Raw genomic sequence first — 12599 nt, 5'->3', positions numbered from 1 at the left:
GTTTTTGCGGAAAAATCACGGATCCATGTTACTGCAAAGCATGCCGATTAGCCAGCTTTTATGCCGGCTTGGCCCGCGATAGTTGCGCTTGAACGACTCTATCGACGCGGGATGCGGCGCTGGTATTCCGCTTCCCAGGCGGCATTGGCCGACCAGAAGGGACCCGGGTCGCGTCCGGCCAGGCGTGCCGCCAGGACATTCAGGTGCGTGTGCCACCCGCCCGCCACGTCGACCATGTCTTCCCGGGTGGCCAGCTTGCGGTGCGTAAGCACCAGTTGGGCGCCGTCGTCCTGGGGGGACACGTCGAACGTCACTTCAGACGGGGCGCCGGCCGAGCCGCCCCAGGTGTAACTGAGCACGTGCGGCGGTTCGCACCGGGTGATGAGGCCCTGCGTGGTCAGGCCTTCCTCGTAGGGCTTGTAGGCCTCGGGCGTCGGTTCGCGCACGGAGGACAGGTCGGCATGCAGGAACCGCAGGGTGACGCCGCCGCCCTCCATCAGGTCCATGTCGCCAAATGCCAGCCATTGGCCACGCTTGTCGGATTCCGTCAGCCAGGCCCACACCTCCTGCACGCTGGCAGGCAGCCTGCGCGTGAATTGCAGGGTGGAGGGGTCCAGTACGACGCCGTAGTCGCTCATATCAGTCTCCTGTGAAGTCCGGAGCCGGACGTGGGTTCATCTTCCGTGCGAAAAGGTCAGGGGCGACACCTGCGGTTCGTGCTCCGGGGCTTCGTCCATGGCGCCGGGGTGCTGGGGCAGCGCGTCCGTGATGTCGTACCAGGGCGCCTTGCTGGCGACGTGGTAATGCGCCTCAGGCTTGACGCCCGGATCGTCATCCAGCGCGCCGAGCGGCAGGCCGTAGACGTCCGGCGTCTGGTCAAAGCGGCTGAGAAGCGGCGTGCCGCAAGCCTCGCAGAATCCCCGGTAGTTGCCGGGCGACGAGGCATACCAGGTCACATGGTCTTCGCCTTGTGTCCAGACGAAATCCTTCGCCTGGACCGTCGCTCGGCTGCGGAAGGCCGCGCCGTGCGTTTTGCGGCACATCTCGCAATGGCAGTTGAGGGCATCGGTGAGCGGACCGTTGATCTCGTACGCGACGCGGCCGCACAGGCAGGAACCTTTGATCATGATGAGCGCCAGGCAATTGGGGAATAAGCCCAATATACCCGCGGCGCTGGCCGGCGACTTTGGCATTTGTGAGCGATGTCTTTCAGATCGTTGCCGGGGGACATTCCTGCGGCGGGCGTAACCTGCGGCGGGCGTATCCCGCGGCGGGCGTATCCCACGGCCGGCGTCGCCGGCAGACACCGTCATGCTCACGGCATCTGCGCCTTCCCCTTCAGGACGCCCGTTGCAGCGCCTGGAACGCGGGCAGCGCCAGCAGACCTGCCAAGCGCGCTGCGTGAACGTCGTCGTCGGACACCGCCGGGCGCGGCATCAGGAAGTTGACGGTGCCCAGGCACGCGCCGTCGTACGCCACCGGCACGTTGATGACCGATTGCAGCCCCAGGCGGTGGATGGCGTCGTGGTCGTTGAAGAATTCGCGGATGGCGGCCTCTCCCTCGCCCACGAATACCCGCTGCTCCAACAGGACGTGCCGGCCCCATGCCGTGCCGGCCTTGTCCTTGCTGCCGCCCGGGGGGTAGGCCTGTGGATTCGAGCTGTACAGGCGCACCACGCGCATGGCGTCGGCATCGTAGCGATTAACCGTGCACAGCGCATGCGCCAGGTGCAGGCGCGCGTAATCGTCGATCGCCTGGAAGGCGGCGGACGGCTGGCCGTCCGCGTAGGCGCGGGCAATCGCCTGCACGCCGGCCAGCGCCGCGCTGGGGGATGCGTCCGTCATTCCGCCGTGATTCCCAGTTCTTTGATCAGCTTGCCGTACTTGTCGGCATCGCGCGCCAGGATCTGGCCGAACTGCTCCGGCGTGGTTTCGGTCAGCAGCACGCCCATGTCGCCCATTTTCTTGATGACCTCGGGCCGCTTCAGAATCACGTTGATCTCGCGGTTCAGCTTGGCAGCCAGTTCGGGCGGCATGCCGGCCGGGCCAAATGCGCCGTACCAGACCGCCAGCTCATAGCCGGGCAGCGTTTCGGCCACGGTGGGCACATCGGGCAGCAGCGGCGAGCGTTGTTCCTCGGTGACGGCCAGCAGCTTGAGCTTGCCCGACTGCACGTGCGGCAGCGTCTGCGTGCCCGCGCTGAACAACACCTGCGTGCGGCCCGCCACCGTATCCAGCACGGCGGGCGCGCCGCCGCGATAGGGGATGTGCATCATCTTCACGCCGGCGGCTTTTTCGAAGAGGACTGCGCTCAGGTGGTTGGTCGAGCCCTGGCCCGCCGAGGCGTAGGCCACGGTATCGGGATTGGCCTTCACGTAGGCGATGAATTCCTTCAGGTTCGATGCCGGCACCGACGGATGCACGACCATCGTGTTGGTCACGAGGGCCAGCTCGGCGATGGGTGTGAAATCCTTCACGCCGTCGAACGGCATGTTCGAATAGAGCGCCTGGTTCATTGTGTGCGTGCTCATCGAGCCCACCAGCAGCGTGTAGCCGTCCGGCTTGGCGCGCGCGACGAATGCGGTGCCGATGTTGCCCGAAGCGCCCGACCGGTTCTCGACGATGACCGGCTGGCCCAGCGATTGCGTCAGCCCTTCGGACAGCACGCGGGCCAGGATGTCCGTGGAGCCGCCAGCGGCCCACGGCACGACCAGCGTGATGGGCTTCTCGGGCCAAGCGGCGTGCGAGAGGGCGGGCGCGGCCATCGCCAATCCCAGCGCGAACGTGCGCAGCAGTCGTTTGAAGTGCAGTGTCATGGTGTTTACCCCTTGCGTAGTGTGTCCGGCTTCTGAGAGCCGGTCGTATGAAAATCGATTTAGCGGCCGACGGCGTATCCCTGCATCCCGCGGGGATTGGCCGCGGCGCGCAGCAGCAAGCGTCCGCCCTCGGCCGGCTCGCGCGTGCAGGCGCTGATGCGGCCTTCGGACCAGTCCGGCCCAACCTTGACGTCGTGGCCCGCGGCGCGCAGCGCATCCAGCGTGGCGGCGGGCATGCGCGATTCGACCGTCAGGCGGTTCAGCGTCTGCGAACGCGGCCAGAACGATCCCGGAAAGTGATCGATGTGCCAGGACGGCGCGTCAATGGCCGCCTGCAAATTCATGCCCATGGCGTGACGTAAAAAGAACGCGACGGTCCACTGGTCCTGCTGGTCACCGCCGGGCGTGCCGAACGCCATGTAGGGCAGCCCGTCGCGCAGCGCCAGACCGGGCGACAGGGTGGTGCAGGGACGCTTGCCCGGCTGCAACTGGCCCGGCACGCCGTCGTCCAGCCATGTCATCTGCAGACGGGTCGTCAGCGAAAAGCCCAGCTCGGGAACCACGGGGCTGGACGACAGCCAGCCGCCCGACGGCGTGGCGGCCACCATGTTGCCGTCGCGGTCGATGACGTCGATCTGGCAGGTGTCGCCCACGAAGAGTTCGCGCGTCGCCCACTCCGAGACGGGCGGCAACGCGGCAAAGGTCGGTTCTCCCACGCCGTAGCGCGTGTCCGACGCGGCCAGCGTGCGGATCGCGGCCTCCAGGTCGGGCAGGCGCGGCGCCAGTCCGCCGGGGCTGCCGGGCTGCAGTGTGGTTGAAGCGCGCTCGCCGATGCCGGCGGCGCGCGCTCGCGCATAGTCGTCGCTGAGCAGGGCTGCGAGCGGCACCTGCGTGTGATTCGGATCGCCATACCAGGCGGTGCGGTCGGCGAACGCCAGCTTGGCGGCCTCGGCGACGCGGTGCACGAACTGCGGCGACAGCGGGTCCAGTTTGTCGACGTCCAGGTGGCGCAGCAGCGCGAGCTGTTGCAGATGCACGGGCCCTTGCGACCACACGCCGCATTTGGCCACCGTGTAGCGGCCGTATTGCGTGGTCAGCGGTTCGTCGTACGTGGCGCGCCAGTCGGCCAGGTCCGATTTGCGCAGCAGCCCGGGGTTGCGCTGGCCGGTGGTGTCCAGCACGGCCTCGTTCGTATAGAAGCTGTCAATCGCGTCGGCCACGAAACCGCGATACCAGACGTCTAGCGCCGCGTCGATGCGGCCGCGCCGGTCGGTGCTGGCGGCGTGCGCTTCGTCCAGGATGCGGGAGTAGGTGGCCGCGATGGCGGGTGTGCGGAACAGCGCGTCGGGGGCGGGCACGCGGCCGCCCGGCAGCCAGACGTTGCCCGAACTCTTCCATTCGTCGCGGAACAGCGCCTGCACCGCCAGAATCGCTTGCGAGATCCGCGGCACCAACGGGAACCCGTCGCGCGCATAGTCGATGGCCGGTTGCAGCACGTCGGCCAGTTCCCACGTGCCGTAGTCGCGCAACAGGGTCAGCCAGGCGCCGAACGCGCCGGGCACCGTCGCGGGCAGCAGGCCGATCCCCGGCACCAGGTCCAGCCCCATTGCGCGGAAGTATGCCGGCGTGGCCAGCGCGGGCGCCGGGCCCTGTCCGCACAGCGCGCGCATGCGTTGATCGCGCTCGCTCCAGAACAGGATGGGGACTTCGCCACCCGGCCCGTTCAGATGGGGCTCGACGATCTGCAGGACGAAACCGCCGGCCACGGCGGCGTCGTAGGCATTGCCGCCGCGTTCCAGCACGCTCATGGCCACTTGCGACGCCAGCCAGTGCGTGGACGACACCACGCCGAATGTGCCGCGTATTTCAGGTCGGGTGGTGAAGGACGGATTCATCGGGCGGGTCCGCAAGGCAGGAAAGGATGCGAGCAGTATAGGATCCTGAAATAACTGGTCTTATCTTTGTGGGCATAATTGCATAACCAAATGGTTATTGAGAAAACCGCCATGAGCCGGGATGCCGTTCGTCTTGCCAATCGTCTCAAGCACCGTCATCTGACGCTGCTGGTCAATATCGACCGCCATAAATCGCTGACGCGGGTCGCCGCGCAGACCGGCATCAGCCAGCCCGCAGTGACCAAGGCGCTGGCCGAAATGGAGGACATTTTTGGCGCGCCGCTGTTCCTGCGTACGGGCAGCGGCCTGCAGCCCACCGCGCTGGGCAATTTGGCCCTGGTACGCGCGCGGCACATGCTCAGCGACCTGGATCTATGGGAGCGCGAGGTCGAGGCGCTGCATGCGGGACGGTCGGCGCATCTGCATGTGGGCGTGGTGCCGTACGTGTCCAGCGCCTTGCTGACCGCCGCCATCAGCCGCCTGCATCAGCGGCATGGCGTGACGCTGAGCCTGCACCGCGCCACGACGGACCACCTGGTGCCGATGCTGCGCCAGCACGAACTGGACTGCATCATCAGCCGCGCCACGTCCACGGTGATGCACGAAGACCTGATGCATCGTGTGCTGTACCGCCAGCGGCCTCGGCTCATCGCGCACGGCCGACTGGCCCAGCGGCTGGCGCGCCGCAAGCCGGACTGGGCTGCCGTGGCAGCCCTGGACTGGGTGCTGCCGGCGTCCAACACGCCGACGCGGCAGTTGATCGTCGAGCATTTCATCCGCGCCGGGCTGCAGCCGCCATCGCCGGTGCTGGAAGCCTATTCCACGGACGTGATCGAGGGAATCCTGTCGCTGAACGAATCGTCGATCTCCGTCGTGCCCGAGGACATCGCGCGCGAACTGTGCCAGCGCGGCAGGCTGGGCATGGTGCCGTGGGATTTCGGCTGGGAGCTGCCGCCGATCAACCTGATCCGGCGCAAGCGGGAACAGGCGTTGACGGCGGAATCGCAGTTTTCGGATATTCTGCTGGACCTGTGCGCCAATGCAGCCGCGCCTTCGCAAAACCCATGACTCCCATCGTGACCGCCGTGGCGCTCAGCGCCTCGCACACCTTCACCAAACCCGTGACGGCGTCCATCCGGTTGCTGGCCGGATTGGGCGTGGAGGGCGACGCCGCACCTGGGCGTCACCGTCAAGCACCGGTCTGGCAAGACCTGCGCATGTCCTAGGCGCAAAAACGTCGCTTCCCGCCACAGACGCAGGAGCCCGCATCTGGTTAAATGGCCGAAAGGCCTCACAGCCTAGGGCAAGCCGCTGCCTTTTCCGGCCTGCCATTTCAATTTACGGAGCCCCCGATGGCACGATTCAATTTCACCCAGGACCTCGAAGAACCCGATCTGTGGGCGGCGGAAAACGTCCCCGCCGGAGAGGGCCGGCCTCCCATCCACGTCATGATCCAGACCGACGGCGAAGAGCCTCTTGCCGGCGCCTCCAAGGTGGTCAAGGGCATCCTCGACACCCTGGACGACCAGATTCTCGCTGCGGCCGAGTTCCTGCTCGACAACTATTCGTACGAGCACTACAAAAAGCTGGGCATCGAAGACGACCAGCTCCTGGCCGAAGAAACTGCCGAAGCCATGGCTGAAAAGGCCGTGCTGCGCGCCCTGTGGCTATTCGACGAAGACGGCGATGGCTATGAACTGTGGTTCACGCTGCCCTGGGATCCGGTGCACACCTACGACGTGGAATTCGAAGACGGCGCGCCCGTTTCCTGCTCGGTGAACGACTAATCCCGCCTGCGGCGGCACCCGCGCGGGCTAGCGCGCCAGCTCGTAGTGGGTCGCCAGCGTCTGCCCCAGCGATTCGTCGTATCTGTAGCGCACCTTCAGTGGCTTGCCGCGCAGGATATTGCGCGCGGCCACGTTCTCCAGCACCACGTCGACGTCCTTGTCCACGAATTCGGCGCAGTCGGTGTCTGCCCGCTCGCCGTCCGGAATGCCGGCGGCTTTTACCTTCAGTTTGAACAGCACCTGGGTCAGTTCCGTGCCGTCGGTACGGAACTGCCGGAAGGTGGTGGGAAAGGTGGTAACCGTGCCGGAAAGGTCGCACGAAAGGCGGGTCCAGCCATGGGCGGCGGGCAGGGCGGCAAACAGGCCGGCAGCAAGCGCGGCGGCTGCGGCCGCCCGGGGAGACAGAAGATTCATGGTGTGCGGGCCAAACGAGGCGCCCATGCGCGCCGCGCCGGTACGTGGTCGAAATGGGCCTTTATGTTGCGCCCGGCCGCCCGTGACGGTCAAGCGGACGCCACCCATGAAAAACGGGCCATTGCGGCCCGTTTTCCTTATGCGTTCTGGCTGGCGGTCCGGCTGGGCTGCGCCTCGTCCGGGGCCTGGGCGGACGCGGTGTCTTCGTTGCCTTCCTCGCTGCCTTCTTCCTGGCCTTCCAGCTTGGCGATGACGGCGGTGGCCAGGCTGTTGCCCACCACGTTCGTCGCGGTGCGGCCCATGTCGAAGAACTGGTCGATGCCCATGATGAGCAGCAGGCCGGCTTCCGGCAGATGGAACATCGGCAGCGTCGCGGCCACCACGACCAGCGACGCGCGTGCCACGCCGGCCATGCCCTTGCTGGTCACCATCAGCACCAGCAACAGGGTCAACTGCTGCGTGAAGCTCATCTCGATGTTGTAGGCCTGCGCGATGAACAGCACCGCGAACGACTGGTACATCATCGAGCCGTCCAGGTTGAACGAATAGCCCAGCGGCAGCACGAATCCCGAGATGCGCTTGGACACGCCAAACCGCTCCAGCGCCTCGATCGTCTTGGGATAGGCCGATTCGCTGCTCGCGGTCGAAAACGCCAGCAGGGTCGGTTCCTTGATGAGGCCGCCCAGACGGAACGTGGACTTGCCCAGGAACAGGTAGCCGACGCTAAACAGGATGGCCCACAGCAGCGCCAGACCCAGGTAGAACTCGCCAATCAGCTTGCCGTAGCTGACCAGCACGCCCAGGCCTTCGGTCGTGATGGCGGCGGCCATGGCGGCAAACACGCCCAGCGGCGCAAAGCGCATCACATAGTCGGTCACGCGGAACATGATCTTGGCCAGCTCGTCGATCATGTTGTAGATCGTGTTGTGGCCCTTGCCGCGGATGAACGACAGCGCCGCTCCGAAGAACAGCGAGAACACCAGGATCTGCAGGATCTCGTTGTTGGCCATCGCTTCGGCGATGCTCTTGGGGAACACATGCGCGATGAACGCCTTCAGCGTGAAATCGCCCGTCTTCAGGCCCGAGGTCAGGCCCGCGTCCGGGATCGCCAGGTTCATGTGCGCGCCGGGCTGGAAGATGTTGACCAGCGCCAGGCCCAGCAGCAGCGAGATCGCCGAGGCGGCGATGAACCAGATCATGGCCCGCATGCCGATGCGGCCCACCGCGCTGGCGTCGCTCATGCTGGCCAGGCCGGTCACCAGGGTGGCGAACACCAGCGGCGCGATGATCATCTTGATCATGCGCAGGAAGATGTCGGTGACCAGGCTGAAGTACGAGGCGATCTGCGCCGCCTCTTGCGGGGTCTGCGCGAACTTGTTGCAGACATAGCCCACCACGATGCCCAGCACCATGGCGATGCCGATATAACGCGTCAGCTTCTTAGTGTTCATTTGAATACGGGATAACGGGGAGCCGCCGCTTGGCCGAGGGGGGGGCCAGGTCCGCCGGCATGAGGCGGGGGCAGGCGGTCCGGTGACGGACATGCCAGGGTCCAGGTGCTGCTCGGGTTAACCCTTGGGGCGCGATGTTAACGCCGTGAACCTGACAGTGAGTTGTCAGTTCGGGGACGGATCAGCCGTGCCAGAATGCCCCTTCCGGCTTCATCAAGAAGGCCGGGCGCCACCTGGGAACCAGCCCCGCGCGGGGCGACAAAGGAGACAAAGCAATGCCGAATCGCGAATTGTCCGTACTGGCTTCCGGTTACACCTATCTGGAAGGGCTGCGCTGGCACGAAAACCGCCTGTGGGCTTCGGACTTCTATACCGGGCAGGTCATCACCGTCTCGCTGCAGGGGGCGGTGGACCGCGTCTGTCTGGTCCCGCAGCAACCGTCCGGGCTGGGCTGGCTGCCCGACGGGCGCCTGCTGATCTCATCCATGAAAGACCGCAAGCTGCTGCGCCGCGAGACGGACGGCACCCTGTCCGTGCACGCCGACCTGTCCGCGCTGACCGGCGGCCATATCAACGACATGGTGGTGGACGCGCAGGGCCGCGCCTACGTGGGCAATTTCGGATTCGACATCATGGCGGGCGAACCGGTCCGCACGACCACGCTGGTGCGCGTGGATCCTGACGGCGTGGCGCAGGTGGTGGCGGATGGCCTGTGCTTTCCCAATGGCTCGTTCATCACGCCCGACGGCAAGACCTTGATCGTCAACGAGACCTTCGCCAACCGGATTTCCGAATTCGACATCGAGCCCAACGGCGTGCTCGGTCCGCGCCGCGACTGGGCCAACTTCGGCGAGCTGCCTGAAACCGACGACCTGACCGCCCTGATTGCGGCGTCCAAGATTGCCCCGGACGGCGGCGCGCTGGATGAGGAGGGCGCGCTCTGGGTGGGCGACGCCATCGGCAAGCGCATCGTGCGCGTCGAAAGGGGCGGGCGGATTCTTGAGCAGATCGACACCGGCGAGTTCGGCATCTTTGCGGCCGCACTCGGCGGCCCGGACGGCAAAACGCTTTTCATGGCCGCCGCGCCGGATTTTGTTGAAGCCAACCGGCGCGCAAAGCCGCAGGCCCGCATCCTGGCCACTCGGGTGGATGTGCCGCACGCGGGCAGGCCGTAGTCCACACCCGTCCTAAGCCTTACGGTTTCACCTGAATGGATAGGATACCGGCCGTTGCAAGACCTTTCTTCGATTCCCCCGTAAAATCACGCCATTCAGCAAGGCTTCAACCATCTCTCAATAGACAGTACTCAAGGAGGACCACTCATGGCCCTAGTCTCCATGCGCCAGTTGCTCGACCACGCCGCCGAGCACGGCTACGGCATTCCGGCTTTCAACGTCAACAACCTGGAACAGGTCCAGGCCATCATGGAAGCCGCGGCGGAGACCGACAGCCCGGTGATCATGCAGGCCTCGGCCGGCGCGCGCAAATACGCGGGCGAAGGCTTCCTGAAGTACCTGATCCAAGCCGCCGTTGAATCCTACCCGCACATCCCTGTGGTCATGCACCAGGATCACGGCCAATCGCCCAAGATCTGCCAAGGCGCCATTGACCTGGGCTTCTCCAGCGTCATGATGGACGGCTCGCTGAAAGAAGACGGCAAGACCATCGCTGACTACGACTACAACGTTGAAGTCACCAAGAAGGTCGTGGACATCGCGCACAAGCTGGGCGTGACCGTCGAAGGCGAACTCGGCTGCCTGGGTTCCCTCGAAACCATGGAAGGCGACAAGGAAGACGGCCACGGCGCCGACGGCAAGCTGACCATGGATCAGCTCCTGACCGATCCGGAACAAGCCGCCGACTTCGTGCGCCGCACGCAACTGGACGCCCTGGCGATTGCCATCGGCACCAGCCACGGCGCCTACAAGTTCACGCGCAAGCCCACCGGCGACATCCTGTCGATCTCCCGCATCAAGGAAATCCACGCCCGCCTGCCCAACACCCACCTGGTGATGCACGGCAGCTCCAGCGTGCCGCAGGAACTGCTGGCCGAAATCCGTGAATTCGGCGGCAACATGAAGGAAACCTACGGCGTGCCCGTCGAGGAAATCCAGGAAGCCATCAAGTACGGCGTGCGCAAGATCAATATCGACACCGATATCCGTCTGGCCATGACCGGCGCGATCCGCCGCTTCTTCGCCGAGAACCCCGAGAAGTTCGACCCGCGCGAATACCTCAAGCCCGCCCGCGCCGCCGCCAAGGCGATCTGTGTCGCTCGCTACACGGAATTCGGCACCGCCGGCAACGCCAGCAAGATCAAGGCGCTGCCGCTGACCGAGATCGCCGCGCAATACGCCTCGGGCAAGCTGTCGCAAGTGGTGCAATAAGGTTTTCGCCATCGCCGCCCTCACACGAAGGCGGTCCAGGCAGGTAAAAGAGCTGGTCCTCGCGGGCCAGCTCTTTTTGTTTTTGCGGCCATGACGGACGCGTGCGTTACGCCGGGGAATTCTTCCCGAAGCTTGGCACCGTCCGGTCCACGTGGTGCCACGAAGGCGCCGAGTCCGTCCACAGGCTCACCTTGGAATGAAACGCTTCAGGGTCATCGAGCGACCCCGCGCGCACGACTTCATAGCCCATGCCTTCCGAACCGCCGAACAGCGGCGTGCCACAGGACGCACAAAAGCTGCGCATGACGGTGTGGCCGGAGTCGCCCTGGTAGCGGTGTTCCTTGGGCTGGCCGCGCAGCAGCGTGACGGTGCCTGCCGGGAAGATCAGGGCGTGGGCTGGCGCGCCGCCGCTGGAATACTGGCAGTCGCGGCAATGACAGGTGGCGGCGGTGATGGGCTCGTCGGTGAGGGCGTAGCGGATGGCGCCGCACTGGCAGCCGCCTGTCATGTGGACCTGCGCGTCGGCGTGGGGCATGCGTTTGGGGGAAGCATCCTGCATACGGCTTTGTCTCCGGGCGGTGTTGCGCCGTGACGCTGGGGGCGGTCGGCGCGAATCATGGATGGGAAAGAAAGCCTACCCCGCGCCTCGGCCTGCGGCAAGGCGAACTTATTTGCAGTAATCTATGCGCTTTGCAGGAGCCGCCGTCCGGCGCCGCTTCCGCCCAGTGTCCGATTTCGTTTCCCTTCCCGCCCTGGCGCCTGCCCGCGGCGGGAATGTTCATTTTTGCCATAGGCCATTCCCGTGACTTCTGCTTTGCATGAATCCAGCATCAAGTCCCTGCCGCTGCTGGGACGCGGCAAGGTGCGCGATATGTACGCCGTCGGCGACGACAAGTTGCTGATCGTCGCGTCGGATCGCATCTCCGCATTTGACGTGATCCTTGACGACCCCATTCCCGGCAAGGGACAGGTGCTGACCGAACTGACCGAATTCTGGTTGCAGAAGCTCGCGCACATCCTGCCCAACCACTCGACCGGCGTGAAGCCCGAAGACGTGGTGGCGCCCGATGAAGTGGACCAGGTGCGCGGCCGCGCCGTGGTGGTCAAGCGTCTGAAGCCCATCCTGGTGGAAGCGGTGGCCCGCGGCTACCTGATCGGTTCGGGCTGGAAGGACTACCAGGCGACCGGCGCCGTGTGCGGCATCAAGCTGCCGGCCGGCCTGCAACAGGCCAGCAAGCTGCCCGAGCCCATCTTCACGCCCGCCGCCAAGGCCGAGTTCGGCATGCACGACGAAAACGTGGACTTCGCGCACGTGGTCAAGGAAGTCGGTCAGGAAATGGCCGAGCGCATCCGCGACGTGACGCTCAAGCTCTACGCCGAAGCCGCCGCCTTTGCCGCGACCAAGGGCATCATCATCGCCGACACCAAGTTCGAATTCGGCCTGGACGACAACGGCACGCTGCACCTGATGGACGAAGTGCTGACGCCCGATTCGTCGCGCTTCTGGCCCGCGGACGGCTACCGCGTGGGCATCAGCCCCCCGTCGTTCGACAAGCAGTTCGTGCGCGACTGGCTCGAAACGCAAACGTGGGACAAGACCCCGCCCGCGCCGCGCCTGCCGCAGGAAGTGCTGGAAAAGACGGCCGCGAAGTACCGCGAAGCCTTGGACCGCCTGATCGCCTGATCGGACCAGCATTGAAAAACCCGCTCCCGCCGATCGGGTTTTTTTTCGTCGCGTGTTCTTGACCGGCACCTTCAACCGGTGTCTGACACCCTGGTGAGAAGCGCTTCATCTTGAGCCCGCGGCCCAAGGGTGTCAGACACCGGCCGGCCCCGCCGCCGCAGCCGC

The 12599-nt window shown here is 65.5% G+C and carries 14 protein-coding genes; 6 read left to right on the top strand and 8 right to left on the bottom strand.

Going from position 1 to position 12599, the window contains the following annotated elements; translation table 11 throughout:
* Nucleotides 1–98 precede the first annotated feature (98 nt).
* From AC6LJW_RS15460 to AC6LJW_RS15440, 5 genes are all read right to left on the bottom strand, one after another.
* Nucleotides 99–638 (bottom strand): SRPBCC family protein, encoded by a 540-nt coding sequence (locus AC6LJW_RS15460; protein WP_498087717.1) that lies wholly within the window; start codon nt 636–638, stop codon nt 99–101.
* A gap of 36 nt (nt 639–674) precedes the next feature.
* Nucleotides 675–1127: a GFA family protein gene (locus AC6LJW_RS15455; protein ID WP_056570999.1), complete on the bottom strand. Its 453-nt coding sequence runs from the start codon at nt 1125–1127 to the stop codon at nt 675–677.
* A gap of 211 nt (nt 1128–1338) precedes the next feature.
* Nucleotides 1339–1845: a GAF domain-containing protein gene (locus tag AC6LJW_RS15450; RefSeq protein ID WP_498087716.1), complete on the bottom strand. Its 507-nt coding sequence runs from the start codon at nt 1843–1845 to the stop codon at nt 1339–1341.
* A complete protein-coding gene (locus AC6LJW_RS15445; RefSeq protein WP_498087715.1) occupies nt 1842–2816 on the bottom strand; it encodes a Bug family tripartite tricarboxylate transporter substrate binding protein in 975 nt (324 codons plus the stop codon). Before AC6LJW_RS15445 ends, AC6LJW_RS15450 begins: the two co-directional genes overlap by 4 nt.
* Nucleotides 2817–2875: 59 nt before the next feature.
* Nucleotides 2876–4711 (bottom strand): gamma-glutamyltransferase family protein, encoded by a 1836-nt coding sequence (locus tag AC6LJW_RS15440; RefSeq protein ID WP_427984797.1) that lies wholly within the window; start codon nt 4709–4711, stop codon nt 2876–2878.
* A 111-nt stretch (nt 4712–4822) separates the two neighbouring features.
* On the opposite strand from AC6LJW_RS15440, the gene AC6LJW_RS15435 reads away from it, so the two are divergent.
* The 3 genes from AC6LJW_RS15435 (at nt 4823) to AC6LJW_RS15425 (ending at nt 6498) form a co-directional block, all read left to right on the top strand.
* A complete protein-coding gene (locus AC6LJW_RS15435; RefSeq protein ID WP_056570924.1) occupies nt 4823–5779 on the top strand; it encodes a LysR family transcriptional regulator in 957 nt (318 codons plus the stop codon).
* Nucleotides 5776–5937 (top strand): hypothetical protein, encoded by a 162-nt coding sequence (locus AC6LJW_RS15430; protein WP_200949480.1) that lies wholly within the window; start codon nt 5776–5778, stop codon nt 5935–5937. The genes AC6LJW_RS15435 and AC6LJW_RS15430 overlap by 4 nt, the downstream gene beginning before the upstream one ends.
* Before the next feature lie 126 nt (nt 5938–6063).
* Nucleotides 6064–6498, top strand: a complete 435-nt coding sequence (locus tag AC6LJW_RS15425) for a hypothetical protein (protein WP_056570922.1) — start codon at nt 6064–6066, stop codon at nt 6496–6498.
* A 27-nt stretch (nt 6499–6525) separates the two neighbouring features.
* Here the strand turns inward: AC6LJW_RS15425 and AC6LJW_RS15420 are convergent, their stop codons facing one another.
* Entirely contained in the window at nt 6526–6939 is a 414-nt protein-coding gene (locus AC6LJW_RS15420) for a hypothetical protein (protein ID WP_235512332.1), read from the bottom strand.
* A gap of 110 nt (nt 6940–7049) precedes the next feature.
* Nucleotides 7050–8363 (bottom strand): dicarboxylate/amino acid:cation symporter, encoded by a 1314-nt coding sequence (locus AC6LJW_RS15415; RefSeq protein WP_427984792.1) that lies wholly within the window; start codon nt 8361–8363, stop codon nt 7050–7052.
* 275 nt (nt 8364–8638) lie between these two features.
* Here AC6LJW_RS15415 and AC6LJW_RS15410 point away from each other — a divergent pair, with 275 nt between their 5' ends.
* A complete protein-coding gene (locus AC6LJW_RS15410) occupies nt 8639–9538 on the top strand; it encodes an SMP-30/gluconolactonase/LRE family protein (RefSeq protein ID WP_056570918.1) in 900 nt (299 codons plus the stop codon).
* A gap of 147 nt (nt 9539–9685) precedes the next feature.
* Nucleotides 9686–10750 (top strand): class II fructose-bisphosphate aldolase, encoded by a 1065-nt coding sequence (gene fba, locus AC6LJW_RS15405; protein WP_056570916.1) that lies wholly within the window; start codon nt 9686–9688, stop codon nt 10748–10750.
* A gap of 106 nt (nt 10751–10856) precedes the next feature.
* Here fba and AC6LJW_RS15400 read toward each other — a convergent pair whose 3' ends face one another.
* Nucleotides 10857–11309, bottom strand: coding sequence for a GFA family protein (locus AC6LJW_RS15400; RefSeq protein WP_105240185.1), 453 nt, complete (start codon nt 11307–11309; stop codon nt 10857–10859).
* A 243-nt stretch (nt 11310–11552) separates the two neighbouring features.
* On the opposite strand from AC6LJW_RS15400, the gene AC6LJW_RS15395 reads away from it, so the two are divergent.
* Nucleotides 11553–12434, top strand: coding sequence for a phosphoribosylaminoimidazolesuccinocarboxamide synthase (locus tag AC6LJW_RS15395; RefSeq protein ID WP_056570912.1), 882 nt, complete (start codon nt 11553–11555; stop codon nt 12432–12434).
* The last annotated feature ends 165 nt before the right edge of the window (nt 12435–12599 follow it).

This window comes from Achromobacter sp. 1012554356 (assembly GCF_059760815.1).
This window is presented reverse-complemented; position numbering and strand designations above follow the sequence as displayed.

Excerpts from the sequence above, each read along its gene's own strand:
- AC6LJW_RS15445 (WP_498087715.1), bottom strand. The coding sequence starts at position 2,816 with ATGACACTGCACTTCAAACGACTGCTGCGCACGTTCGCGCTGGGATTG.
- AC6LJW_RS15400 (WP_105240185.1), bottom strand. The coding sequence starts at position 11,309 with ATGCAGGATGCTTCCCCCAAACGCATGCCCCACGCCGACGCGCAGGTC.
- AC6LJW_RS15455 (WP_056570999.1), bottom strand. The coding sequence starts at position 1,127 with ATGATCAAAGGTTCCTGCCTGTGCGGCCGCGTCGCGTACGAGATCAAC.
- AC6LJW_RS15425 (WP_056570922.1), top strand. The coding sequence starts at position 6,064 with ATGGCACGATTCAATTTCACCCAGGACCTCGAAGAACCCGATCTGTGG.
- AC6LJW_RS15415 (WP_427984792.1), bottom strand. The coding sequence starts at position 8,363 with ATGAACACTAAGAAGCTGACGCGTTATATCGGCATCGCCATGGTGCTG.
- AC6LJW_RS15435 (WP_056570924.1), top strand. The coding sequence starts at position 4,823 with ATGAGCCGGGATGCCGTTCGTCTTGCCAATCGTCTCAAGCACCGTCAT.
- AC6LJW_RS15410 (WP_056570918.1), top strand. The coding sequence starts at position 8,639 with ATGCCGAATCGCGAATTGTCCGTACTGGCTTCCGGTTACACCTATCTG.
- AC6LJW_RS15430 (WP_200949480.1), top strand. The coding sequence starts at position 5,776 with ATGACTCCCATCGTGACCGCCGTGGCGCTCAGCGCCTCGCACACCTTC.
- fba (WP_056570916.1), top strand. The coding sequence starts at position 9,686 with ATGGCCCTAGTCTCCATGCGCCAGTTGCTCGACCACGCCGCCGAGCAC.
- AC6LJW_RS15460 (WP_498087717.1), bottom strand. The coding sequence starts at position 638 with ATGAGCGACTACGGCGTCGTACTGGACCCCTCCACCCTGCAATTCACG.
- AC6LJW_RS15440 (WP_427984797.1), bottom strand. The coding sequence starts at position 4,711 with ATGAATCCGTCCTTCACCACCCGACCTGAAATACGCGGCACATTCGGC.
- AC6LJW_RS15420 (WP_235512332.1), bottom strand. The coding sequence starts at position 6,939 with ATGGGCGCCTCGTTTGGCCCGCACACCATGAATCTTCTGTCTCCCCGG.
- AC6LJW_RS15450 (WP_498087716.1), bottom strand. The coding sequence starts at position 1,845 with ATGACGGACGCATCCCCCAGCGCGGCGCTGGCCGGCGTGCAGGCGATT.